The sequence below is a fragment of the Paenibacillus gansuensis genome (assembly GCF_042684925.1).
Classification (GTDB): domain Bacteria; phylum Bacillota; class Bacilli; order Paenibacillales; family DY6; genus Paenibacillus_N; species Paenibacillus_N gansuensis.
The window spans coordinates 332,374-356,231 of sequence record NZ_JBHUME010000002.1; the positions used below are offsets into that span (position 1 = coordinate 332,374).

The window sequence follows — 23,858 nt, forward strand, 5'->3', positions numbered from 1 at the left end:
GCCCCTCCCCAAGTTCAAAAGCCCGGGAAACCCGGGCCCTTGATCATGTTTATTCTTCGGACCACAATTGTACGCGCTGTTTCACCAATTCTTCGCGAAGATCTTCAGCCTTCTCTACTCCCGCTTTTTCGAGGTCCTTCATGTAGGAGTCCCATATGTTATCGAAGTTAGCAGGGTTGGCCAATATCAACTCCGGAATCCGTTTCCACGTAATATCTTTCAGTTTCTCATCCAAAATCGTAATTTCGCTTTCACCCGGCACCGGTATGTTCCAAGCCGCTCCCCACGGCCTTACAGGGAACTCATCTTCCGACGGGAACAGGTCTTTCCAAGTGTTGGCTTTGTAAGCTGCCAGCACTTCTTTCTCCACCTCGTTAAAGCTTGCTGTAATTTGCTCCGGGAAGCTGGTTGTATAGTAATTGTCTGTTGCATCCTTCACTCCGTCGCCGTAATGCGGCCCAATGTTGGTGTAGGTGCCAATGCCGGTTTCTTTCTGGAAGTTGGCGGCATCATTCACTTTGCGGTCGTTGACTTCTTTTGGAATAACGCGTTTCCCATTTTCCACTTTGTAATGTTTGCCCTCAATTCCCCAGTTCACCAGTACCTGCCCTTCATCCGACGCCAAATAATCCAGGAATTTAATCGTCTTTACCGGATCCGGGTTATCTGCGGAAATCGCGACACCGTAGCCGGCCATGAAGCCTGTCGGCCAGAACGAGGTTTCTTTCGTATCCTCCGTCAAAGTAACAGGATAGTGGCCGTAGCCGTACTCGAATTTCCCCTCGGCCTTCAATGCTTTTTCCCCGTCGCCGTAATCCCAGTCCTGATCAATCAAACCGAGCACACGTCCGGAAGCCACCTTCGCTTTATATTGGTCGTACTTTTGCACAAAACTCTCTTTATCCAGAAGCCCTTCCGCATTCATGTGGTTCAGCCAGCGGAAGTATTCCTTCTCTTCCGGACGGCGGAAGTGATACGTTACTTTTTGGGTATCGACGTCAATCTGATATTCCCCGTCATCAGGAGCCCCTGTAGTGTAGAACGCAGGGTTAGTAACCGAAATATACATATGCCAATCATCCGCATTCAAGGAAAGGCCGATATTGGGGTTGCCGTTCTCATCTTTAGGGTGTTTTTGCAGGTATGTTTTGATCGCGTTTTCAAAATCTTTCACTGTGCGGATCTTAGGAAAGCCCAGCTCCTTTACGACACGGTGCTGCAGCTCAAACCCTCCGCCGGCATTAAAATAAGTATGGTCTACACCGGCATAGGTCGGAATTACATAGATGGATTTATCCTCATTGCTGTAACGAAGACGGTTCATTTGGCCTTCAAAAAGCTTCTTGATGTTCGGCGCATGCTCCTCGATGAGATCGGTCAGGTCAATCACGGCGCCGGCATCCACAAATTTATTGATACTGTTCTTCGAGCTGATGAGATCGGGATAATTGCCGCTTGCCGCAATTAAGGCGCTCTTTTGAACCGGATCGCCGACGGCAAATTCAGCATCCAGCGTAATGCCTGTCTTCTCCGTCAGCACCTTGCCGATGTCATCCTGCATATTCGCCCAGTTCGGGCTCGGATCTTCACTGTAGAACGTCATCGTAATCGGCTTTTCAGAGGCTGCATTGGTGCTGCCGCCGTTCTTGCCGGTTCCCGTATTTGCCGTGTTCCCGCCGTTGCCGTTCCCGCTACACCCTGCCAAAGCTCCCGCAATCAGCACGGCAGTCAGGACAAGCGCGGCCCGTCTTCTTTTTGCCATCGATAAACCCTCCCGTTTGTCTTAGTTATCATGTAGAACAGGTGCCCCTGTACATACCGCAATCAGCCTTTCACGGCTCCCAGTGTCATTCCTTTTACAAAATAGCGCTGCAGGAACGGATACACCAGCAAAATCGGCACGGTAACGAAAATGGTTATCGCCATCTTCACCGATTCGGGAGACACAGCTGTCATGACTTGCGTCATATTATTGCTGCGGTAATCCCCGTTGCCTGTCGTTGTGCTTTGCAGCACTTTCATTAACTCATACTGAAGTGTAGTCAGCTGTTCGGATGAACCGTTGTACAAGTACGTGTCAAACCAGGAGTTCCACTGCCCTACCGCCAGAAACAAAGCAATAGTGGCCAGAGCCGGCTTTGTCATAGGCAGGATCACCCGCCAGAATATAGTGAAATCATTCGCACCGTCTATTTTGGCTGATTCTTGAAGCGCATATGGGATCCCGTCAATAAAAGAACGGATGACGAAGACATTGAAAGCAGATACCAATCCCGGAAGGATGTAGACCGCAAAGCTGTTCATCATCCCCAAGTCGCGGATCAGCATATAGACGGGAATGAGGCCGCCGGATACATACATCGTCAGTGCCAGAAACACCGAGATAAATCGTCTTCCCTGAAAGTCGGGCCTTGCCAGCGTAAAAGCCAGCATAGAGGCGCTCGCAAGCCCAAGCAGCGTCCCCGCCACTGTGCGCAGTAATGAAATTCTGAAACCTGTGGTCAAGCCGTCGAAACCGAAGATGACCTGGTAATTTTTCAGCGTAAACTCTCTGGGCCAAACGGTAATGCCGCCGCGAACACTGTCAATGGAATCGTTGAAGGACAACGCCAGCACGTTCAAAAAGGGATACAGCGTCAGCAGCGTCGCCATCATAATCGTGAAGTACACCACAATGTCAAATACACGGTCGGATACGGGTGCGCCCCTCCATCTCGAAGTCATCGTTCTCCCTCCTACATAATGCTTTCTTTGGTGAACCGCTTGAACAATCCGTTGGCAGCGAACAGCAGGATCAGACTCACGATGGAGTTAAATATGTTGATCGCTGTCCCGAAGGAGAAGCGGCTCATTTGAAGCCCGTACTGCAGGGAATATAGATCCAGCACTTGAGAGTATTCGCTTACCAGATTGTTCCCGAGAAGGAACTGCTTTTCGAAACCGATACTGATCAGGTGGCCGATAGACATAATGAGCAGTATGATGATGGTCGGCCGGATTCCCGGCAGCGTGATGTGCCAGATCTGGCGGAGACGGCTGGCTCCGTCCACTTTGGACGCCTCGTACAGTTCCGGCCCGATGCCGGCGATCGCCGCTAAGTAAATAATGGCGTTCCATCCTGTTTCCTTCCACACATCGGAAACGGTGACAATGCCCCAGAACAGCTCTCCCTTCGCCATGAACTGAATGGGTTCACGGATAGCCCCGATCCACATCAGAAAGTCATTGACGGCCCCGTTCTCGGTGGACAGCATCTTGGTTACGATCCCGGCCACGACGACCCAGGATACGAAATGCGGCAAATAGGATACGGTTTGCGTGAACCGCTTGAACGCCATGTGCCGCACCTCATTCAGGAAGATGGCGAACACAATGGCTACCGCAAAGCCGGCGGCCAGGCCCATAAAGCTCATGGCCAGCGTATTTCTCATGACAAGGTAGAACGTGTCGTCTTGAAACAGGGTTTTAAAATGCTTCCATCCGACCCACTTTTGTTCCCCGAACGATTTCCCCGGGCGGTAGTTCTGAAAAGCCATCGTCCAGCCCCATAACGGCAAATAGCTGAAGATGAACACCCATATGACGAACGGGATGGACATCGCATACAGATACCTGTCCCGCAGTGCCCTGCGCCAGAAGCCAGACCGAATCTTGCCGGCACGCGCAGCAGGTTGAACGGATTGGTTGACTATCGCTTTCATGTATTCCCCTCCTGCCTGTTGCTTTTATCATACTGCAAGCGCTTTACCGGCTCTACCCGAAGGATTTAGCAGAAAATCATGCAGAAATTAGTGTAAGCGCTTAATTAAACCGAAAAACACACCGCGGAGGGTGTGATTCGGGACGAAGACGTCTATTTTTTGCGGTAAGCGGAAGGGGATCTTCCCTCATATTTCTTGAATTTGCTGTGGAAATAATCCACATGGGTATATCCGACGTTCTCTGCCACCTGGTACACCTTCATCCCTTGCTCCAACAGCTCTTTGGCCCGATCGATCCGTACCTTGTCGACATAAGTGTTAAAGTACTCTCCTGTAGCGGATTTGAACAGCTTCCCCAGATAAGCGCTGTTGTAATTAAATACCTCGGCCAGTGTCTCGAGCTTCAAATTTTCCTGATAATTTCTATGGATTAAATCGACCATTTTGGCAATGTGACGCTCAGGATCGGCCGTATCGAGAACAGCAGCGGCGGAACGGAGCAGATCCCTTATAAAAAGGCGGAGGTCATCGAACCTGTAATGCACATGCGCCTCCATTAGTCTGGCGGTTAAACCCGTAAGCTGTTCCTGGAACTGCGGCCTGTGCTGGGCCAGCTTCGCCAGAACGGACGTAATGATATGAACAAGCGCCGTCTTAAAGTCCTGTTCGCGCAGGCCCCCCGTTCTAAGCTCTTCAAACAGCTGTTGCGTCCGCCCGTCTACAGCCTCCAGGTTCCCGAGATCCACTGCTAAGTAAAGCCGGTCCACCCACAGGGCTCCACTCTTGAATCCATTGTCCTCAAGCATGCTTGACCTGCTGCCCTGGCGGAAGCAGCTTTCCGAGATAATCGTACCCTTAGCGTAATAAAACTTGTCCTGCAGCAGCTCCGAAGCGCGGTTCACCGCCAAGGTCAGGTCCCCAAGACTGGGAACGACACCGCCGCTAACCGCAGTAAAATCAACCCCTGCCTGAGCGCATGCAGCAGTAATGATCTCTTGGTACACTTGAAGCGATGCCTGACGGGCGCCGCCGTTCTCTTTCGCCATAATGCCCAGGTGCGGTCCCAAGGCAAATACGACTCCCCGGCCTCTCTGTTCTAAACTTTCCGTAAGAAGGCGTTTGACCTGCATAACGGAATCCGGGTCGGGGCCGCCTCTATCCTGCAGCTGAATAAGCACCGCCTCGTACCCGGACCAGAGAAGAGACTCCGGAACAGGAAGCGGCTCATCTCCCTCCATGCCCCCTTGGAGCACCGCCAAAATGATTTCTTCCGGCGTTCTCGTATGAGCTATGCTCCCTACTCTGCTTTGTTCCAGGTCCAGCCTGCCTTTCAATGTTGTTAAGTGCGCTGCGAGTTCCTCTTCATCCACCGGCTTCAGCAAATAACCGTCCACTTGATTCACAATCGCTTTTCTTGCATAGTCGAAGTCGGCATAACCGCTCAGGACAAGAACATGGAATTCATCATACTGTTCCCTTAGCTTCTCTACAAGCTCAAGACCGGACATGCCTGGCATCCGAATATCAACAATGATCAGATCAGGTTGAACACCCTCGAACTTCGCCAAAGCTTCCCTGGCATTCGCTGCCGTATCCATCACTTGATAACCCAGCATCCCCCAATCGAGTAAGGTGCGGAGACCTTCCCTAATGGAGGGCTCGTCATCCACCAGCAATACCTTATACTTCATCGGCGTCCCCTCCCCATGGAATGGTAAAGCGAACTTTCGTCCCCTTCCCGGGAATGCTGTCATAATCCAAACCCGGGTTCCCGGCATAAGAAAGCTTCAAGCGCGTATGGACGTTACGCAGCCCGATCCGGGCCTGCTCTTCTTCCTCCGCAGCATCCAGCGTGCCGCGGAGCTTATCCAGCTGTTCCCTGCCCATACCGGTTCCGTCATCGGCCACACTTACATGAACCCGGTCCCCTTCGGCTTGAACAGAGATGGTAACCGTTCCGCCCTCTTCCTTGCCTTCGAGACCGTGAATCACCGCATTTTCCACTAATGGCTGAATGATCAGCGGGGGAATGCCCGCACACTCCGCTTCGGGATCAATTTCAAGTTTGTAATGAAGACGGTCCTCATAACGGAACTTTTGGATCTCCAGATAACAGCGGACAATTGTGAGTTCATCGGACAGTGCGGTTTTCCGGCGTCCCGCCTCTAGGTTTTTGCGCATCAGCTTTCCTAGCAGCCCTACGATCTGTGAGATTTCCCGCTCCCCTTTCAGGTGCGCTTTCATGCGGATGGACTCGAGCGTGTTGAACAGGAAGTGAGGGTTGATCTGGCTCGCCATCATCTTTAGTTTGATCTCGTTCTGCTTGGACTCGAGTATCATATTCTTCCGGTTCGATTCCTGCACTTCCGTCATCAGCGACTGGATGCTCTGCACCATAGCATTGAACTGCCTGGACAATTGGGCGATCTCGTCTTTCCCGTCGATTTCCAAGGCCCCCTCCAAATTGCCCGTTGCCACCTTATTGATGTGCTTGCTCAGCTTTAGCATCCTTTTGGAGAGAATGGTGGAAACCGCATAAATCAGCAGGATCGCTATGATAAGACCTGCGGAAACGACGGTCAAGGCAAGACGGTTGATCCGGTTGGCATCCTTCACAGCGCTGCCTATGGAAAGAACGGACACAATGCGAAGCGAGTTGTAGCTCGATTTCGGAATCAACGGCTCTATCAGCATCTGCGACGCCTGTCCGTCCACATCGGACCGGAAAATCCCTTCCGTCTCGGAGATTACGCGCCGGTCCATCCCGATATCATCCAGCGTGGAACCGTTCCAGCCTGCGCGGTTGGAAGCAATGATCTTGCCGTTATCATCTACAATCATCGTATCGAAGGTTTCTTGTTTCAAAATAGAATTCAGCAAAGCCATGTTGATATTGATGACGAGAACTCCGCTGGTTTGCTCCTTATAAAAGCTGACCTTCTGCACAAGGCTCAAATACATCTTTCCGTCCCGCTCATCTTTGATATAGTCCCACCCGACAATACCAGGAGAGGTATACTGTGCGGATCTGTACCAAGGCGCGTCCATAATCTGTTTGTCCGGCTGCAGAAACTCCCAGTTGTTCAACATGGTCGGGTTGTCCATATAGAACCGGATGCCTGAAATTTCTTTATAAAGCCTTAACAGTTCTTTAAAATCGGGGTAACTGCGGTAAGCTTCCACCACATCGTACACCGTCTCGTATTTGCGGTTCACGATTCGTTCCAGCCTGCTGTCATTCGCCAAACGGTAAGCGCTGTCATAAGCGACGTTAAGAAGCTCCGACGTTCGCACCTTCACCCTCTGAATATCCGCAGCCGTCTGTTCCTCCGCATTACCAAGCGCCATTTCCCGAAGCTGCACCGTAAGGAAAAGCCCCACGATCAGTACCGGAACGAATACGACGAAGATAAACGACACGAACAATTTTGTCCGCAATTTCATATCGTTGATGATGCGGGTTAAGGTCGGAGCCATTTCTTAAGTCCCCCTGCCGGGCTAGTTTATCAAAATCATAACACCTTTCGCCGGCACCGTCACGGTATCCCCATGCCTAACTCCCGTCAGCAGGTCGGTATAACCTTCTTTAAGGAGCCCAGCCTGTACCTCTTCGGATCCGTGATTAAGAAGGAATAATAGTTCTTTGCCATCCTTGGTTCGAAGCGATGCTTCCAAGTCCCCCGGCGCATTCCGGACAAGCGGTGTAATCCCCTTGTTCTCACATAACCGGGCAAGCCATGCCTGAAGAAACGAAGGCTCCGGACTCGTGGCTGCATACCATGCCTCCCCTCTGCCAAATTTATTTACGGTCACCGCAGGCATGCCTTTATAGAAATCCTGGCCGTATTCCGCAACCGCTTCCGCCCCTTCCAGATGAATCAGGTCACAGAGCAGCCCGCAATCGTAAACGTCTTTCATTCCATCGATATGCTTAAGTCCGCCTGGAGGGTGCTTCATGACGATGCTGTTGCGCTGATCCGGGAACAAAGCGTCGATTTCTTCCGCCCAGATCCCAAGTAGGTTCCGCAGCTCCCCGGGATACCCGCCGGTTACAACCAGATCGTTCTCATTCACGATGCCGCTGAAAAAAGTCGTTACAAACGTGCCTCCGCCCGACGTAAACTCCTCGATCTTCTTGGCCCAGCCAGGCTTCACCATATAAAGCACCGGGGCGATGACCAGATCGTAGGCCGAGAGGTCTTCGTCAGTACCGACCATATCCACTTGGATGTGGTTCTGGAACAGCGCATCGTAGTATTTATGAACCTCTTTTACATAATCGAGCGCGACGGTCGGTCCGCTTGACATTTCAACGGCCCACCGGTTTTCCCAATCGAAGACGATGGCCGCCTTTGCCTGTATACGGGAATCGGGGACGGCATCCCCAAGCTGCTGAAGTTCGCTGCCCAGCGCGGCGCATTCCCGGAATACGCGGGTATGCTCATGTCCCGCATGCTCGATGACGGCACCGTGATACTTCTCGCAGGCCCCGATCGACCGCCGCAGCTGAAAGAACATGACGGTATCGGCTCCATGGGCTACCGCCTGATAGCTCCACAGCCTCATCACGCCCGGACGTTTAAGGGTGTTATAAGCCTGCCAGTTCTGCTGGCTCGGCGTCTGCTCCATCAGCATGAACGGCTGGCCGCTTTTCAATCCCCGCATCAAATCGTGGACCATTGCTGTGTAGCTGAAAGGTGTGTCCAACGAGGGATAGTTATCCCAGGATACGATGTCCATTTCTTTGGCCCACTTGAAATAATCCAGTTCAGGGTAGGTTCCCATCAGGTTTGTCGTTACGGGCAGGTGCGGCGTATGTTTCTTCAACATCCGATGCTCCAGTTTGTAACACTCCAGCAGACTGTCGGACTGAAACCGGCGATAATCCAAAGAGATCCCCTGAAAGCTGGTACGGCCTCCCCGCTCCTCGCTGAGCGCGTTCGGAACTACAATTTCATCCCAATCATAAAAGGTGTGTCCCCAAAATCTCGTGTTCCACGCTTTGTTGATCCTATCAAGAGTGCCGTACCGGTTCCGGAGCCAGGTCCTGAATGCCTGTTCGCAGCGCTCGCAGTAACAATACCCTCCGTATTCGTTGGAGACATGCCAGATCAGCACGCCGGGATGATCCTTGTACCTCTCTCCCAGCTTATCGGCCATCTTCTCAGAGAACTTCCGGTAAGCGGGGCTGTTCGGGCAGGAGTTATGCCGGCCGCCGAACTTGCGTTGACGCCCTTCATGATCCACGCGCAGCACGTCCGGATACTTCTTGGCCATCCATGCTGGATGTGCGCCGGTTCCCGTCGCAAGGCACGTATAGACCCCGTTGCTGTAGAGCCTATCAATCGTTTCATCCAACCAGGCGAAATCATACACATCTTCAGCGGGCTGATTGAGCGCCCAGGAAAACACGTTTAGCGTTGCTATATCAATTCCGGCAAGCTTGAACATACGGACATCTTCCGCCCATACGTCCGCTTCCCATTGTTCCGGATTGTAATCACCGCCATACCACAGTTTCGGCAATTTGCTGCTAATCATCATTTTCATCCTCCCTCTATGGATAAGTCTGTATAAAGGGAGGATATCCTCCCTGCTACGGCCAGTTATACATCAGTTTTACAGCTCAACCTTGAACTGCTGCACACCCAGGCCTGGGGATACAAGCACACCCCGCGCTGAGCTCTCCGATGCTGCACCCTCTAGGGCGGTTACGTCTCCGATGCCTCGAAGAAGCAGATGCCACGGTTTCCTAGCACCCTCGGAAGTTACGGTAATTTCGTTCCCCTTACGAACAGCCTGTACTCTCAGCTCCTGCGTTCCCTGCATATCGTACACCACAGTCTCCGCAGAGTTCCCGTCTTCCAGTTCGAACAGATGCAGCGTCACCCCGTCGGCAAAATCATAATCCGGCTTCTGCGAATCCGCGCCTATGGCGATCAGGGAATTAGGCTTCACCAGGAGCGGCAGCGTCAAGTAACCGTGCTTCTCCTTCATCCATCTGCCTCCAATTACAGCCTCGCCCGTTAGGAAGGAGGTCCAGCGACCCTCCGGCACGTAATATTCCACCGTTCCTTCCTCGTTGAAGATCGGAGCAACCAGCAGCTTCTCCCCGAGCATATACTGCCGGTCGAGATACCGGCAAGCCGGATCTTCCGGAAATTCCAGTACCATCGCCCTCATCATCGGAAGGCCGCGTTTCCCGGCCTCAACCGCATAGCCGAACAGATAGGGCATCAGGGTGCATTTCAGTTCCGTGAAATAACGGAGTACATCCACCGCCTCCTCATCGAACAGCCAAGGTACGCGGTACGATTCGTTGCCGTGCAGCCTGCTGTGGGAAGACAGCAGCCCGAAAGCGACCCACCGCTTGTAAATATCCGGCGGCGCCGTCCGCTCAAAACCGCTGATATCATGGCTCCAAAACCCGAAGCCGGACAAGCCCAGCGACAATCCGCCTCTCAGCGTTTCCGCCATAGAGTCATAGGTAGCAGAGCAGTCGCCGCCCCAATGTACGGGATACATTTGGCCCCCTGCCGTTGCCGAACGGGCGAACAGCATCGCCTCGTTCACACCCCGATGCTGCTCCAGCACCTCGAAGACCGCTTTGTTATAGAGCTGAGTGTAATAGTTGTGCATTTTTACAGGATCAGAACCGTCATAATAAACGACATCGGTCGGAATTCGCTCGCCGAAGTCCGTTTTGAAACAGTCCACGCCCATATCCATGAGCCGCTTCAAATGTCCCTGGTACCACGCCGCCGCATCCGGATTTGTGAAATCGACCAGTCCCATACCCGCCTGCCAGTTATCCCATTGCCAGACGTCCCCGTTCGGCTTGCGCAGCAGATAGCCTTTTTCGGCTCCTTCACGGAATAAAGGCGATTTCTGGGCGATATAAGAATTAATCCATACGCAAATGCGCAACCCGCGCTCTTTGAGCCTCCTCAGCATGCCCTCGGGGTCCGGAAACATGGCCGGGTCCCACTCAAAATCGCACCATTGATACTCTTTCATCCAGAAACAGTCAAAATGGAACACATGCAAAGGAATTTGCCTCTCCGCCATGCCCTCAATAAACGTAAGGCAGGTCGCTTCATCATAATCCGTAGTAAACGAAGTCGTCAGCCACAGCCCGAACGACCACGCAGGCGGCAGCGCGGGCCTTCCTGTCAGTTTCGTATAGTTGTCCAGAACATCCTTAAGCGTATCTCCGCCGATGATGAAATACTCCAGCGTTTCACCTTGAACACTAAAGCCTGCTTTGGATACGAATTCGGAAGCCATCTCAAACGAGACCCGTTCCGGATGGTTCACAAACACGCCGTATCCCCCGCTCGACAGGTAAAAAGGCACGTTCTTGTAAGCCTGCTCCGTGGCCGTCCCCCCGTCTTCGTTCCATATATCAACACTCTGGCCGTTTTTCACAAAAGGGGTAAACCTCTCGCCCAGCCCGTAAACTTGTTCCCCGACACCCAGATCCAGCATCTCTCGAATATAGGGCGTACCCCTGTCCGTAACGTAAGCTGCTCCTTTGGCCCCTGTACCGGTTAAGCGCTTACCATTTTGCCAAAAATCCAATCCCCACATAGGCGACCTGCGGATTCTGGCCGTTAGACCTCCGCTTTGAACAGTTACATAGTCTGCTTTCTCTTCGATCCGAACCTTATGCAGAGGATCGGAATGCAGGGGAAACTGCGGTCCTTCGATGCGCCCGCCGGCGTGATGAATCCATTTTACTTTAATGACATCGGGAATGGGAGAGCTAATTTCCGCCGTAAGCAAAGCTGCGTTCAGCGTCTCGCCTTTGGAGCGTACGAATTTGGTTGCTGAATAAACGGAAACCGTGTCTTTGTCGATACGCAAATCCCTTACCTCAGTGGCATACTCCATATGTACCCCGTCCCGGACTCCCCAGTACCCGTCGGTAAATTTCATTTGTAACCGCCTCCTTTAACTAATTATAATGATATTGACTATTTCAAAAGGTTTCCGCTTCAATTTTGACTATCATTAACACAATTTTGACCCAATGATAAGGAGAGTTTTATGAACAAGGACCTGCTTAAAGAAGACCGGGTCCATGGGGACCCGGTTTATCCGCTCAGCATCTATGATATTTCCTGTCCACCGGAGCAGCCTTTGCTGGAACTGCACTGGCATGACGAATTAGAGTTTCTTCTGGTTACGGAGGGAAGCGCTGTGTTTCGGGTAGGGATTCAGGATTATGAGGTAGATGCGGGAGAAGCCATTTTTGTAAACAGCGGGGAACTTCATTCAGGTTTTATTACAAATGGGGAATTGTGCGCGTTTCGCGCCGTGGTATTTCATGCGGACCTGCTGGGCGGACGCTCCGCAGACAGCCTTCATGAACTGTATATGCAGCCGATGCTGGATAGAAAGTTCGCTCCCCCGGTCTATCTGACCCGGAAAGCCGGCGGACACGCCTACGTGCTGGACCTGTTGCATGAACTCTTCGAACTGAACACCTCCAGGCCTCCGGCCTTCGAACTGGCCACGAAAGGATTATTGTGCCTGGGCATGTCCCGGCTGCTGCAGCTGTCGTCACCGCCTGCTGCAGACCGAAGCGGAAGCGGGAGTAAAACTGAGCGGCTGAAGCGCGTACTGGAATATATCGAAAGCCATTATAAAGAACCGATCCAGCTGCATCAACTGGCATCACTGTTGTCCGTTAACGAATCTTATTTCTGCCGTTTTTTTAAATCTTATACGATGAAAAGCCCCATTGAATACATCAATACGTACCGGGTTCAGCAGGCCGCTCTGCTGCTTCGCGGGACAGGCAAAAGCATCATGGAGATCGCTCTGGACTGCGGTTTCGCGAACCTCAGTTATTTTAACCTGACTTTCAAAGACAGATTTGGCTGTACGCCGACCGCATACAGGAGAGCATATACGGAATCGCAGCGCGGTTAAGGCTCGGCAAAGCCTTCCATCTTCTATTTGTAGCCAAGACCCTTTCGAGTTATGATATGGAAGAAGCTTCTACATACATTAGGAGGGAATTTCATGTCAATCGATGTGTACCTGAATTTTAACGGAAACTGCCGCGATGCGGTTCTGTACTACGCCAAAGTATTCGGACAGCCTGAACCTAAGATCATGGCGTTTGGTGATGTGCCTGCTGACCCGAATTATCCAATGCCGGATGAAGCCAAAAACATGGTTATGCATTCTCGCCTCGAAATCAGCGGCAGCAGGGTTATGTTCTCCGATGTGTTCCCGGGCATGAAATTCATCGAAGGAAACAACGTTTCGCTTTCCCTCGTTCTGGACAACGAAGACGAACTGAGATCCTACTTCCAACAGCTAAGCGACGGCGGCACAGTGGGCATGGAGCTGCAGGAAACATTCTGGAGCAAATGCTATGGCCAATTGCAGGACAAGTTCGGCATCCACTGGCAGTTTAACCTGGGTGACGGCGGGTTCTAAATCAAACATGAGATAACAAGCAGGGCTGTGCAGCTCTGCTTGTTTTTTTGTGCCTTTCTTCGTCAGTCGGTAAGAATCACCGGTGTCTTTAATAGATGTGTGTTTTTATGAGGAAATGGCCTTTACAGAGCTCTAGCCTTGAACGTGTCTCCGCCTTCGATGGTCCCGTTCTGGAAGCCTTTCTTGAACCACCGCATGCGCTGTTCCGATGTCCCGTGCGTAAAGCTGTCCGGAACGACATAGCCTTGCGACTGTTTCTGGATGCTGTCATCGCCTACCGCACTGGCTGCACGCACGGCTTCCTCCAGGTCTCCCTGTTCCAGCAAGTCCATGCTTTGCGCATGGTTCGCCCACACGCCCGCCATATAGTCGGCTTGCAGCTCAAATCTGACCTGAACTTTGTTATACTCCTTTTCGCTCAGCTTTTGGCGCAGGGGCGCCAGCTTCTCCGTTGTCCCCAGCAGCGTCTGCACGTGGTGACCTACTTCATGCGCAATCACATACGCCATAGCAAAATCTCCCGGAGCCTGGAACCGGTTTTGAAGCTCTTGATAGAAGCTTAGGTCAATGTATAACTTCTGATCGCCCGGGCAATAAAATGGGCCTACCGCCGACCCGGCCGTTCCGCACGCGGATTCGACACTGCCGGAGTACAGAACAAGTTTCGGTTCCGTATATTCGAGCCCCTCTTTACGGAATACATCCGACCAGACCTCCTCCGTGTCCGCAAGAACGACGGAAACGAACTCGGCCAGTTCCTTGTCCTGTGCAGTTTCCTCATAAGCCGCTCCGCCTTGACCCGCATTTTGCAACCCTCCCAGAAGATCCCCCGGATTGCCTCCGAGGAGCGTCACGATCAGCACGATGATCAAGCCCAGTCCGCCGCCGACCATCCCTTTGCCGCCCATTCCCATTCCCCGCCGGTCTTCCACATTGGCGCTGCCTTGCCGTCCTCTCCACTTCATCGCGATTCCTCCTTAGTTGTGTTGGACATGTAGTTTTACTACTAGTGATTAACCCCAGGTTGCCATTCCTAACCGGAGTTCAAATCAGGAAAAGCACCATCCGAGAACCGGTACATCAGAATTCTACCTTGCGCGTCATCTTCAATATAAACGACATACTCCCTTTCGAGTGCTGCATGACGCTCATCGGATCTTGCGAATAGGCGGTTACACATTTTTCTCAGAGCAAATAAAAAACTCCGGTCACGCTTAACGCAACGGAGTCTTGCCAGTTTACAACTACCATATATCGTTCAAAATTTGGCTGCGCTTATCTTCATACTCCTCATCCGAGATAAGACCGTCTTGTTTCAACTTTTCCAGCTTCCGCAATTTGGATTCGAAATCGTTAGTTGAAGTTGGAGCACTCGGCACCTGCATTTCCACATCCCAGTTAGCAACCCCTGTTCTTCCAAAAAAATTAACGGCATGGCTGATCGCAATCCCCAAAGCAAACAGAGTCCAGACGATCCCGAACCAGCCAAACGTCGGCAGCACAGTTGTGAATCCAATGATGACAAAGATGCCCCCCACGATCATTCCCAGCAATGATGCTCCCTTGCTCGGCTTCACTCTTCCGCGGTAAAACATTAGCCTCTCCTCCTTCTTTAACAATGATACTAAGCAGAAGACGGCTTTGTTACATATTCAGGACTATTTGCTTGCACTCTTCAATTCAATTTCAACTTCTTTCTGCGGATCTTCTGCGTAGTACCAGAATATATAGATTTCAGCCTCATCGGAAGGATAATCCTTATACATATCGACTGCCTTGTTGTTGCCATCACCGGTAAAGTTCAAGGAAACTGGCTTTGCGGAAGTTCGTTCACCGTTTAATTTTATATACGTTTGGTTAACTCCCCCGAAGGTTGGGTCATCGCTTTCGCTTTGAACATAGAGGTTTCCGTCTTTTTTATAATAAGTCCATTTCACATCATAACCGCCTACTTTGGTAACCAATGACTTTTTCGTTTCGCTGATCCCCTTCATATGAATGGGCTCGCGCACGTCCCGCTTTAATAACACTTCATACTTTCCAACAAAAGATACAACGGCATCAGATTTCATTTTAAAATGTCGTGGAATCTCAAATCGATAAGTAACCTCATTACTCTCCCGATCCGTATATTCCATGGAACCATTAATTTGAATACCATCAACTTTTAGAGCAATATGTTGAAACGGAAACGGCAGGTAGCCTTTAGTTTTTATTTCAGTACCCTGCAATCTAATTTGTGTTGGCGTAAGTATCATTTTATCAAAATGCGTTGTAACTCCTGCATACTCAAAAGTTGTATCGATCTGTTTCTCTACGGTTGCCGACAACATCTTTGCCTTGTTTAGACTTAATGGAATGGACCAATCCAGCTTAGGTCGAGCTTCTTCAGCCATATATGAAAGTGTGTAACGAAGATTGTCTTGCTCGAGATCCTTTTTGTTAAAATAGTGCTGAGCATTAATCTCACCCGACTCATTCGGTGTTCCAAGTTTGCTCGTTCCCGCTTCCTTAATGGGCGTCGTACCTTTCCATATTTTCAACGATACAATATTGTTATTTTTCTCAGCAGAGTAAGACGTGAACATATCCACCATCACTTTATCTCCTTGATCAAAAGCTTGGATCTTGACGTCCTGGATCCCATCCCGGTTAACACTAATCTTATGAATTTTATCTCCCGATGTTTTAACTGAGTAATCTATGTTCTTATACATTTGTTTAGCTAAATGCAAATCATCAAGTCTGAAGCTTACTTCGCTCTCCATTTCTTGAGGTACCCAATGTGATTCAAAATAACCGTTCCATTTTTGTGTTGTTTCATCCCAACGGATAGTGCTGACAGTTCCATGTTCTTTTCCCTCTGCATCTACTAATACTGATTTTGAGAACCCGGGGAACTTATCCTTTCCCACCCCCGTGTCCAAAGTAAACAAAATAACCGTCCGATTCTCGTCAATCAGAGCTGTATTGACCGTTAATTTCGAGTTGCCTTGAGTGACGGTTTTCTCGATCGTTTGCCCGAGGCCTTGATCTAATGCATTTTGAAGGCCAGACCTGTACGACAACAGCCGATCCCACTGGTTCGTTACGGAAGCAAGCACGGGAGTCGCCACCAAAACCGTCGCAGCTACCGTAAGTAAAGTGTATTTGCGCCATTTTCTCCCGCTCCGGGCCGATACTGTTTTTAGCCGGGTATTCGGATCAGGCAGCTGCCGTTCTACCTGTTGCCACATGGTTTCAAAATCCGGATATTCCACTTCCTCTTCACGTCCGCGAATATGGGATAACAGCCGAGTCGCTTTGTCCATGCAAATCCCTCCCGTTCTTATACATTCCTGTGTGCTCCAGCCTGTTCCTTAACAATGCGAGCCCTTTATTCAGACGGGATTTCACCGTTCCTACAGGGATGTCCAAAATTTCGGCCACTTCATTCAGGCTATAATCGTGCATATACCGCAGCAAAAGGGCCGACCGCATTTTTACAGGTACCAGATGTAACAGATCCACGCATTCCTGCCAGCCGACTTGATCCATCACAATGGACTCAGCCGCCCTATGTGTGTCCTGCCGGGCCGAATGAAACAAAGCAGCAATCTTCTCGCGGGCCCTCGACTGTTTTTTCAAATGATTCATACATTGATTGACCGCAATCCGCAGCAGCCATGTCTTCACAAACTCCACCCGCCGCCAGTCATGCTTGAATGCGGAAATAAATACTTCCTGGCACACATCCTCCGCGTCCGCTTGATTTTGCAGCATATAGTAACATGTTTTGTAAATCTCCTTCTTGTACAGGTCAAACAGCTCCCGTTCGCTCATCTTCACCCTCCCTTCCATTTACAAACTATAAACAACCGAGAACCACATAAGGTTCATTTTATAGCAAAAAAAGGAAGCTTTACAGAGTTAAACGGCTGCCGCCGACAAGTTATTCATTCTGATATTGCACAAAAAAACCGGAGCATCCCCGCCCCGGTTATTAGGATTATTCCATTATCTTATCACGATTTCCCGCACGCTCCCGTTCTCCCCGCCTAGCAGGCAGCGTTCCGCCATGCCGACAAAGAGCCCATGCTCCACGACACCCGGCAGCGCGTTGAGTTCGCGGCCTAAGCTACCCGGATCGCTAATAGTTCCGAAGCGGCAGTCCAGAATATAGTTGCCGTTGTCTGTATGGTACGTTGTGCCGTCTCTGTCCGACCGCCTGAGAATCGGCTCACAACCTAACGCGGCAAGCCGCCGGGAAGTGATTTCCCAGCCAAACGGCACGACTTCCACAGGAAGCGGGAAACGCCCCAAGGCAGCTACTTCCTTCGTATCGTCCGCTACTACAATGAAGCGTTCGGAATAGGCCGCGACAAGTTTTTCCCGGAGCAGCGCCCCGCCGCCGCCTTTGATCAAGCTGAGCTGCGGGTTCACCTCATCGGCTCCGTCAATAGTCAGATCTAGCGGCCGTGCCAAATCGGCAAACTGGATCAGCGGAATTCCCTGCTCCCGTGCCAGTTCCTCCGTCCGCACCGAGGTAGGCACTGCGCGTACTTGCAGCCCCTCCCGTACCCGTTCGCCGAGCTTCAGAATCGTCCAGTATACCGTGGATCCGGTACCGAGCCCGACATTCATTCCATCTTGTATATATTTTACAGCGAGTTCACCCGCCGCCTGCTTTCCATTCATAATGCAACTTCTCCTTTTCTCTATAAAGAATAACTTGCCCGCTTTCTGGAAAAAGTAAACAAAAGAACAGGAGGCCACGGACCTTGGAACATGACAATTGTGACTTTTCCCCTCTGCGGATCTATCTGAAAGAACAGCTTGAAGCGATAAAAGAGCAGCTTGATACCATTATTGCTATTTTGGACAACGATTCGGACAAATGCCTGCTTAACCAATTCGATGGATTGTCCCGTAAATTTACCGAAACCGAAACGCTGGCTTCGACGTACTATCTCAACTGCTTTCTATCGCCTTTTACCACAAAATATAATGAAATCTCGCGCTCGATCCAGCAATTAAGCACTAAACGCCAAGGCGCCCTCATCGTAATGGAACGCAGCGATGAGCTGAGCAGCTGGATTACGCCGGGGATCCCGCTCGCCGCCGCCATTACCAGTTCCCTGCTGGAGTCCATTTTTGTACCTGCCAGCCCGCTGCACGATGGGGCCGTTCTCATCCGCGACGACACAATCCATTCGGCCGCCAACATTCTCCCGTTGACAGAACAGAAGTATGATTCTTATAAGCTCGGAACACGCCACCGCGCCGCCATCGGCCTCTCCGAAAGAACGGATGCCCTTGTGCTTGTAGTATCCGAGGAAAGCGGGAAACCCTCCTTTTGCGTAGGAGGCACCTTATATCCTTTATCCATTTCCTAGCTGACAGTAACCGTATTATATCATGAAGGCAGCCGGTTACCGAGCAGCCTCAGTCAAGTACAATTTCACCTGCTCTTCCCATCACCTCTGCACCTGCCCGCCCATATAATATCACCAAGTACCCATAGGAGAAAGGTGAGGCGGACATGAATTTTGAGAGCCAGCTAAGGTCCAACATACTAAAAGCTGCAGAAGACATGCACCGGGGCGGGACCCGGTTTGCGTCGTTCCGGACGGCCAAATGCAACGAAAAGTACTGGCATCTGACCAATCAGGGGGGATTTCTGCTTCGCAAGGGGGTTACCCCTGCGGACGGAATCCGCGATATTTTTACCGACGGCAAAAAATATGCGTTCGAGTGCGCGGTTGCCATTGTCATCCTCCTCTATAAAGCGGTGTTGGATACGATCGGTGAACAGAAATTTAACGAACTGTTTCCCAACCTGCTGTTGTACAGCTGGAACTATGACAGCGACCTAGGCCTGACTACCAGAAATACCGACAGTGCTTTTGCCCGCCCCGGCGATGTGCTGTACTTCAAAAATCCGGATGTGGATCCGGACCATATGGAGTGGCAGGGTGAAAATGTGATCAAAATGGGCACCGACTCCTATTACGGTCACGGGTTGGGCATCCGCTCAGCTGAGGACATGATCAAGGCGCTGAACAAGCGCAGGATCCCGGGTGCCAGCGAGTCAGCCTATCTATTAGACCAGATTTCGTACCCGGATTACGCGTATCTGTCCCAGTTTGCTCCGGCTGACAGCCGCAGCTTCCAGCCATTATGGCTGCCGGTGACCGCTCAGATCGGCGGGTTACAGTACCGGGAATAGCTCCTGCACAGAAAAAGGCCGTCCTCAAAGTCACATTTGAGAACGGCCTTTCTTGTTTCCCATTATAGGCTGCGGCGGAATTCTTCCTCCACGAAGTCACCCCCGGCACGTTCCGCCGGACCAACCGCGGCAATATCAGCTATCTGACTCCGCTGGAGGAAGCGTAAAGCTATAAATCCAACTGCTGCCCCTGCAGCAGTTGCTTATCATGGGACCGGGTTCCGGCCCTCGGCCAGATTACCCGTTGGCACACGTTCCCAAGCAAACCGAGCGCTCCCGTTAACAAGCCCAGCAGCAGGAAGAGATAGCCTGCTCCTAACGATTGGATTAACATACCACCGGTCAGAGGGGCTGCGATCATCAGGGTGCTGGTCACTGTTTGCTGAATGCCGAAGATTCGGCCGACCAATTCTTTCGGAGTCTCTTTCTTTATTTAAAAATTGTGTCCCCTTTGAATTCCGGACCAGCGCATACGTATCAATCCATTCTAAAGTCCACCGTACACTTGTGCACCATGTGGTTAATCAGTGACATCAATCAGCATGCTCCAAGATGGCTGCGCCAGGGTATTGGGGGATATGAATCAAAAGGAATGAGCGAAGAATTCATCAAGAGCAGTACTCTGGATCACATTCATAATCTTGTTGTCCCGTCTTTTCAAGAGTTAAATAATGATACTTGGGATTTTGAAACGATGAAAGGATTTCAATTTTCTTATCTGATTGTCGAGTTCATTGTCAATAAATATGGATTGGACGCGTTGAATAAATTGATCAGGATTCCAAATGGTTACCTTGAAATTTTTGGTCATTCTGAGTTAGAGCTGCATGAGCAATGGGTTGAATATATAAAAAACAAATAGTAATCCGCCCCTTAACGTTCAACAAAACAGCAGCAGACAAGGACTTAAAAAAGTCCTTGTCTGCTGCTGTTTCATATTTTAATCCATGAACTTACTTGGCGGAAGAGTCATACGCTTTTTGCAGGATTTCAAGGTAGCGGTCGAGATTTAACGATTGGAGCCCTTTTACATAATTGTCCCAATCCTTGTTCAGGTCCTTGTTCCCGGTGATGAATTGGAGCGCGTTCTCTTCGATATATTTCTTGATGTTCGTTTGGAGAATGCTGGCCTCGTCAATGGTTTCCGGATCCATCCAAATCGACCACAGCGGCAGAAGCTCCTTCGGTTCATGTCCCTTATAAAGCATCGTTGCATCGTAGAGGCGGCGCTCGTAGTTTGCCGAATCATAAATGTCTGTGCCTTGTACGTAACTGTCGCGGTATTCCTTCGGCATGTAGAAGTGGGCGAGGCCGCTCCAGCCCGCGTTGCGCGGCGCCTCCCCTTCCGTTGCAGGAATCGGCTTGATCATCGGTTTGACGTTCTCGCCCAGCGCTTTATCTCCAGGCTCAGGATCCGTCCAGTCGATGCCCTTCATGCCCGCAGCCCCGTTTGTCTGGCCTTCCGGCGTAAACAGATAATCCACGAGCTTGATCAAGGCAACACGCGCCTCTTCACTCGCTTTGTTCGTGATGACGAATTTGGCTCCCGGAGCGACGCCGCCGCCGTCATGCGTTACAAAGGAACCATGCGGTCCGGTCAGCGGAGGCAGCGGGTTGTAATCAGCGGAATATTTGTTTCCTTTGTCGATGTTAACGAAGATCGCCGGATGCATCCCGGCTCCTGCGCCGAGAATTTGAACATCCGCATTCTCACCTATCTTCTTATAAGCTTCGGAGTTCTGTGTAAAGGCGCCCGGATCGATGAGCCCCCCGTCATACAACGACTTAATGTAGGTCAAGCCTTCCTTCCATTCGGGCTTGACGGCGGCGGACTCCACCTTGCCGTTCGTCAAATTCAAATAGTTGCGATCGTCGTCGTAAACGAATGCGTTCATCAGGAACGGAATGACACGAACACCGTAATCTTCGATGGCCCCGCTGAGCGGCACTTCGTCCGCTTTGCCGTTGCCGTTAGGGTCGTTGTTCTTGAATGCTTCCAGTACCTTTTTGAACTCCTCGGGTGTCTTCGGCATTTCCAGATTCAACTTTTTCAGCCAGGTTGTATTCAACCACAGTTTGTTCGGATAAGAGCAGTGGAAGCATTCGCTGTACGCCACCAGTCCATAAACGTTGCCGTCAGGGGCCGTGTTGAACGCACGGAGTGAATCATCTTCGCTCATAGCCGCCTTGATGTTGGGAGCATACTTGTCAATCAGGTCATTCAGCGGAACGAACACGCCCTGTTTCCCATATTTCAGAACATCCGCCTGTGTAAACTGATCGGAGTAAGCCGGAAGCAAGTAAGCATCCGGGTAGTCGCCGCTCGCCAGCGAGATTTGCCTCTTCTCCTTGGCGCCGTCGGACGGAATGGTCTGCCAATCGATCTTGATGTTAAACTTCTCCTCTACAAATTTTGTGAATTTGTTTGTTTGCAAATCGATATTCGGCTCTTGAATGGCGAACATCTTGACGGTTACAGGGGCGGCGGAGGCCGTATTCCCGCTGTTCTCAGCCGGAGGCGAAGAAACCTCGTTCGACCCGCCGTTCTTCGAACACGCTGCAAGCACGCTCGAGAACATAAGAAGTCCAGTAAGAAGAATTGCTATTTTCTTTTTCAAAGTGACACTCTCCCTTTTTCATCTACTATGATCTTATCCGGAACCGCTCATGCCGCTCAATCATCACATAGCAATCCCCCCCTGGCAAGGTGCCTGCCGGAGCAGAGTCAGCATCAACCCTTAACGGAGCCGACGAGCATACCTTGCACAAAATATCTCTGTACGAACGGGTAAATCAGCAATACAGGCAATGTGGCGACAACAATTAAGGAATACTTCAGAAGCTCTGCCAGCTGCTGCCGCTCGACCTGCTTCATGGCATCCATGAGACCCGTGCTGTTGTTCTGGATAATGATGCTCCGAAGCACCAGCTGAAGCGGAAACCGTTCCGCCGACTTTAGATAGATCAGAGCGTCGAAATAGGCATTCCACTGGCCGACCGCATACATCAGAACCAGTACCGCGATGATCGGTTTGGAAAGCGGAACGACGACACTCCACAGGAAGCGCAAATCGCTGCATCCGTCCATCTCGCTTGCTTCCATCAGCTCCTCCGGAACATTGCTCTGGAAAAAGGACCGGGCGATGATGACCTGCCACACCCAAATGGCGTTCGGGATAACAATCGCCCAGCGGGTATCGATCATACCGAGCGCTTTGACGACCAAATAGGTCGGAATCAGCCCTCCGTTGAAAAGCATGGTAAATGTAATCAGCATCATAAGCCCGTTCCGACCGAAAAAGGAACGCCGCGACAGCGGATAAGCGAGCATGATGGTTAAAGTAACACTGATGATCGTGCCTACAGCCGTATAGAACAATGAATTGCCATAACCGGTCATGATTTGCGGATTCTTTGTGAGCGCGGCATATCCTTTGAGGGAAAACTCCACGGGCCACAGCCAAACCCGGCCGGAGGTGACCGCCGACGGACTGCTCAAGGAACTGCTCAGAATATAAATCAATGGATACAGGACGATGACCAGTACTGCAGCAAGCACAAGATAAATGAAGATCATCAGCGTCCGATCGCCGGCGGAGTCCCGAATGGCCTGCTGCGTTACAAATTTTCTCGTTTCGAGTTTCGCTTCCATATTTCCCCTCCAAGTTACCAGATGCTGCTGTTCGAGAATCGTTTGGCCAGACTGTTTACGACCACCAGCAAAACCAGATTAATAACGGAATTGAACAGCCCTACGGCCGTTGCAAAGCTGTAGTTGGCGTTTAACAGCCCGATTTTATAAATATAAGTAGCGATGGTTTCCGAAGTTGACGTGTTGAGCGGATTCTGCAGAAGGTAAATTTTCTCGAAGCCGATCGCCATCACATTGCCCACGTTCAAAATCAGAATAACTGAGATCGTTGGCAGTATACCCGGCAGATCGACATGCCGGATTTTTTGAAGCCGGGATGCTCCATCCACACGGGCTGCTTCGTATAGTGTCGGGTCGACCGCCGCAAGCGCCGCCAGATAGATCACCGCGGAGTAGCCGGCCGTTTGCCATATGTCCGACCATACATATATGGAACGGAACATACCTGCTTCACCGAGGAAATTTACGGAATCATGCCCCATATGATTTAAAAATGTATTGACAAAGCCAAGCCGGGGCGCCAGAAACAGCATGATGATAGAGACCATGACAACCGTAGAGATGAAATACGGCGCAAAGGTTACCAGCTGGACGAACCGCTTGAACCGGGCATTTCGCACCTCGTTCAGCATTAAGGCAAGCAGAATCGGGATCGGAAAGCCCGCCGCCAGCAGATAGAAGCTGATCAGAAGCGTATTCTTCACGAGATCCTTAAAGGCTGGATTCTCAAAAAGGAGACGGAAGTTTTTAAGGCCTACCCATGGGCTGCCCCAAATGCCTTTGATCACGTTGTAGTCTTTGAAGGCCAGTACCGCGTTCAGCATCGGGTAATACTTGAAAATAA

21 protein-coding genes are annotated in these 23,858 nt (G+C 50.9%); 5 read left to right on the forward strand and 16 right to left on the reverse strand.

Annotated features, from left to right (window positions below):
- Positions 1-49: 49 nt before the first annotated feature.
- From ACFSUF_RS01750 to yicI, 7 genes are all read right to left on the reverse strand, one after another.
- Positions 50-1,762, reverse strand: a complete 1,713-nt coding sequence (locus ACFSUF_RS01750; protein WP_377599496.1) for an ABC transporter substrate-binding protein — start codon at positions 1,760-1,762, stop codon at positions 50-52.
- A gap of 62 nt (positions 1,763-1,824) precedes the next feature.
- A complete protein-coding gene (locus ACFSUF_RS01755; protein ID WP_377599498.1) occupies positions 1,825-2,724 on the reverse strand; it encodes a carbohydrate ABC transporter permease in 900 nt (299 codons plus the stop codon).
- 11 nt (positions 2,725-2,735) lie between these two features.
- Positions 2,736-3,701, reverse strand: coding sequence for an ABC transporter permease (locus ACFSUF_RS01760; RefSeq protein WP_377599500.1), 966 nt, complete (start codon positions 3,699-3,701; stop codon positions 2,736-2,738).
- A gap of 152 nt (positions 3,702-3,853) precedes the next feature.
- Positions 3,854-5,392, reverse strand: a complete 1,539-nt coding sequence (locus ACFSUF_RS01765) for a response regulator (protein ID WP_377599502.1) — start codon at positions 5,390-5,392, stop codon at positions 3,854-3,856.
- Positions 5,382-7,178 (reverse strand): sensor histidine kinase, encoded by a 1,797-nt coding sequence (locus ACFSUF_RS01770; protein WP_377599504.1) that lies wholly within the window; start codon positions 7,176-7,178, stop codon positions 5,382-5,384. Before ACFSUF_RS01770 ends, ACFSUF_RS01765 begins: the two co-directional genes overlap by 11 nt.
- 21 nt (positions 7,179-7,199) lie before the next feature.
- Positions 7,200-9,242 (reverse strand): beta-galactosidase, encoded by a 2,043-nt coding sequence (locus tag ACFSUF_RS01775; RefSeq protein ID WP_377600215.1) that lies wholly within the window; start codon positions 9,240-9,242, stop codon positions 7,200-7,202.
- Between the two features lie 78 nt (positions 9,243-9,320).
- The gene (gene yicI, locus ACFSUF_RS01780) at positions 9,321-11,639 is read right to left on the reverse strand and encodes an alpha-xylosidase (RefSeq protein WP_377599506.1); all 2,319 of its coding nucleotides are present in this window, start codon (positions 11,637-11,639) and stop codon (positions 9,321-9,323) included.
- A gap of 111 nt (positions 11,640-11,750) precedes the next feature.
- Here yicI and ACFSUF_RS01785 point away from each other — a divergent pair, with 111 nt between their 5' ends.
- Both ACFSUF_RS01785 and ACFSUF_RS01790 read left to right on the forward strand, forming a co-directional pair.
- The gene (locus ACFSUF_RS01785; protein ID WP_377599508.1) at positions 11,751-12,638 is read left to right on the forward strand and encodes a helix-turn-helix transcriptional regulator; all 888 of its coding nucleotides are present in this window, start codon (positions 11,751-11,753) and stop codon (positions 12,636-12,638) included.
- Positions 12,639-12,731: 93 nt separating this feature from the next.
- Positions 12,732-13,154, forward strand: a complete 423-nt coding sequence (locus ACFSUF_RS01790; RefSeq protein ID WP_377599510.1) for a VOC family protein — start codon at positions 12,732-12,734, stop codon at positions 13,152-13,154.
- A gap of 122 nt (positions 13,155-13,276) precedes the next feature.
- Here ACFSUF_RS01790 and ypfJ read toward each other — a convergent pair whose 3' ends face one another.
- From ypfJ to rpiA, 5 genes are all read right to left on the reverse strand, one after another.
- Positions 13,277-14,119: a KPN_02809 family neutral zinc metallopeptidase gene (gene ypfJ, locus ACFSUF_RS01795; protein ID WP_377599512.1), complete on the reverse strand. Its 843-nt coding sequence runs from the start codon at positions 14,117-14,119 to the stop codon at positions 13,277-13,279.
- A 279-nt stretch (positions 14,120-14,398) separates the two neighbouring features.
- Positions 14,399-14,749, reverse strand: a complete 351-nt coding sequence (locus ACFSUF_RS01800) for an SHOCT domain-containing protein (protein ID WP_377599515.1) — start codon at positions 14,747-14,749, stop codon at positions 14,399-14,401.
- A gap of 63 nt (positions 14,750-14,812) precedes the next feature.
- Positions 14,813-16,465 (reverse strand): DUF4179 domain-containing protein, encoded by a 1,653-nt coding sequence (locus tag ACFSUF_RS01805; protein WP_377599517.1) that lies wholly within the window; start codon positions 16,463-16,465, stop codon positions 14,813-14,815.
- Positions 16,422-16,976 (reverse strand): RNA polymerase sigma factor, encoded by a 555-nt coding sequence (locus ACFSUF_RS01810; RefSeq protein ID WP_377599519.1) that lies wholly within the window; start codon positions 16,974-16,976, stop codon positions 16,422-16,424. Before ACFSUF_RS01810 ends, ACFSUF_RS01805 begins: the two co-directional genes overlap by 44 nt.
- 174 nt (positions 16,977-17,150) lie before the next feature.
- A complete protein-coding gene (gene rpiA, locus ACFSUF_RS01815; RefSeq protein ID WP_377599520.1) occupies positions 17,151-17,831 on the reverse strand; it encodes a ribose-5-phosphate isomerase RpiA in 681 nt (226 codons plus the stop codon).
- Between the two features lie 83 nt (positions 17,832-17,914).
- Between rpiA and cdaS the strand changes: the two genes are divergently transcribed.
- Positions 17,915-18,529 (forward strand): sporulation-specific diadenylate cyclase CdaS, encoded by a 615-nt coding sequence (cdaS, locus tag ACFSUF_RS01820; protein WP_377599523.1) that lies wholly within the window; start codon positions 17,915-17,917, stop codon positions 18,527-18,529.
- Between the two features lie 146 nt (positions 18,530-18,675).
- A complete protein-coding gene (locus ACFSUF_RS01825) occupies positions 18,676-19,362 on the forward strand; it encodes a protein-glutamine gamma-glutamyltransferase (RefSeq protein ID WP_377599525.1) in 687 nt (228 codons plus the stop codon).
- A gap of 169 nt (positions 19,363-19,531) precedes the next feature.
- Here the strand turns inward: ACFSUF_RS01825 and ACFSUF_RS01830 are convergent, their stop codons facing one another.
- Positions 19,532-19,771, reverse strand: a complete 240-nt coding sequence (locus tag ACFSUF_RS01830; protein ID WP_377599526.1) for a hypothetical protein — start codon at positions 19,769-19,771, stop codon at positions 19,532-19,534.
- A 183-nt stretch (positions 19,772-19,954) separates the two neighbouring features.
- Here ACFSUF_RS01830 and ACFSUF_RS01835 point away from each other — a divergent pair, with 183 nt between their 5' ends.
- Complete coding sequence (locus ACFSUF_RS01835) at positions 19,955-20,224, forward strand: hypothetical protein (RefSeq protein ID WP_377599528.1); 270 nt, start codon at positions 19,955-19,957, stop codon at positions 20,222-20,224.
- Between the two features lie 91 nt (positions 20,225-20,315).
- Here ACFSUF_RS01835 and ACFSUF_RS01840 read toward each other — a convergent pair whose 3' ends face one another.
- The 3 genes from ACFSUF_RS01840 to ACFSUF_RS01850 form a co-directional block, all read right to left on the reverse strand.
- The gene (locus ACFSUF_RS01840; protein ID WP_377599530.1) at positions 20,316-21,980 is read right to left on the reverse strand and encodes an extracellular solute-binding protein; all 1,665 of its coding nucleotides are present in this window, start codon (positions 21,978-21,980) and stop codon (positions 20,316-20,318) included.
- A 113-nt stretch (positions 21,981-22,093) separates the two neighbouring features.
- Positions 22,094-23,014 (reverse strand): carbohydrate ABC transporter permease, encoded by a 921-nt coding sequence (locus ACFSUF_RS01845; protein ID WP_377599532.1) that lies wholly within the window; start codon positions 23,012-23,014, stop codon positions 22,094-22,096.
- A gap of 14 nt (positions 23,015-23,028) precedes the next feature.
- Positions 23,029-23,838, reverse strand: coding sequence for an ABC transporter permease (locus ACFSUF_RS01850; RefSeq protein ID WP_377599534.1), 810 nt, complete (start codon positions 23,836-23,838; stop codon positions 23,029-23,031).
- Positions 23,839-23,858: the final 20 nt, after the last annotated feature.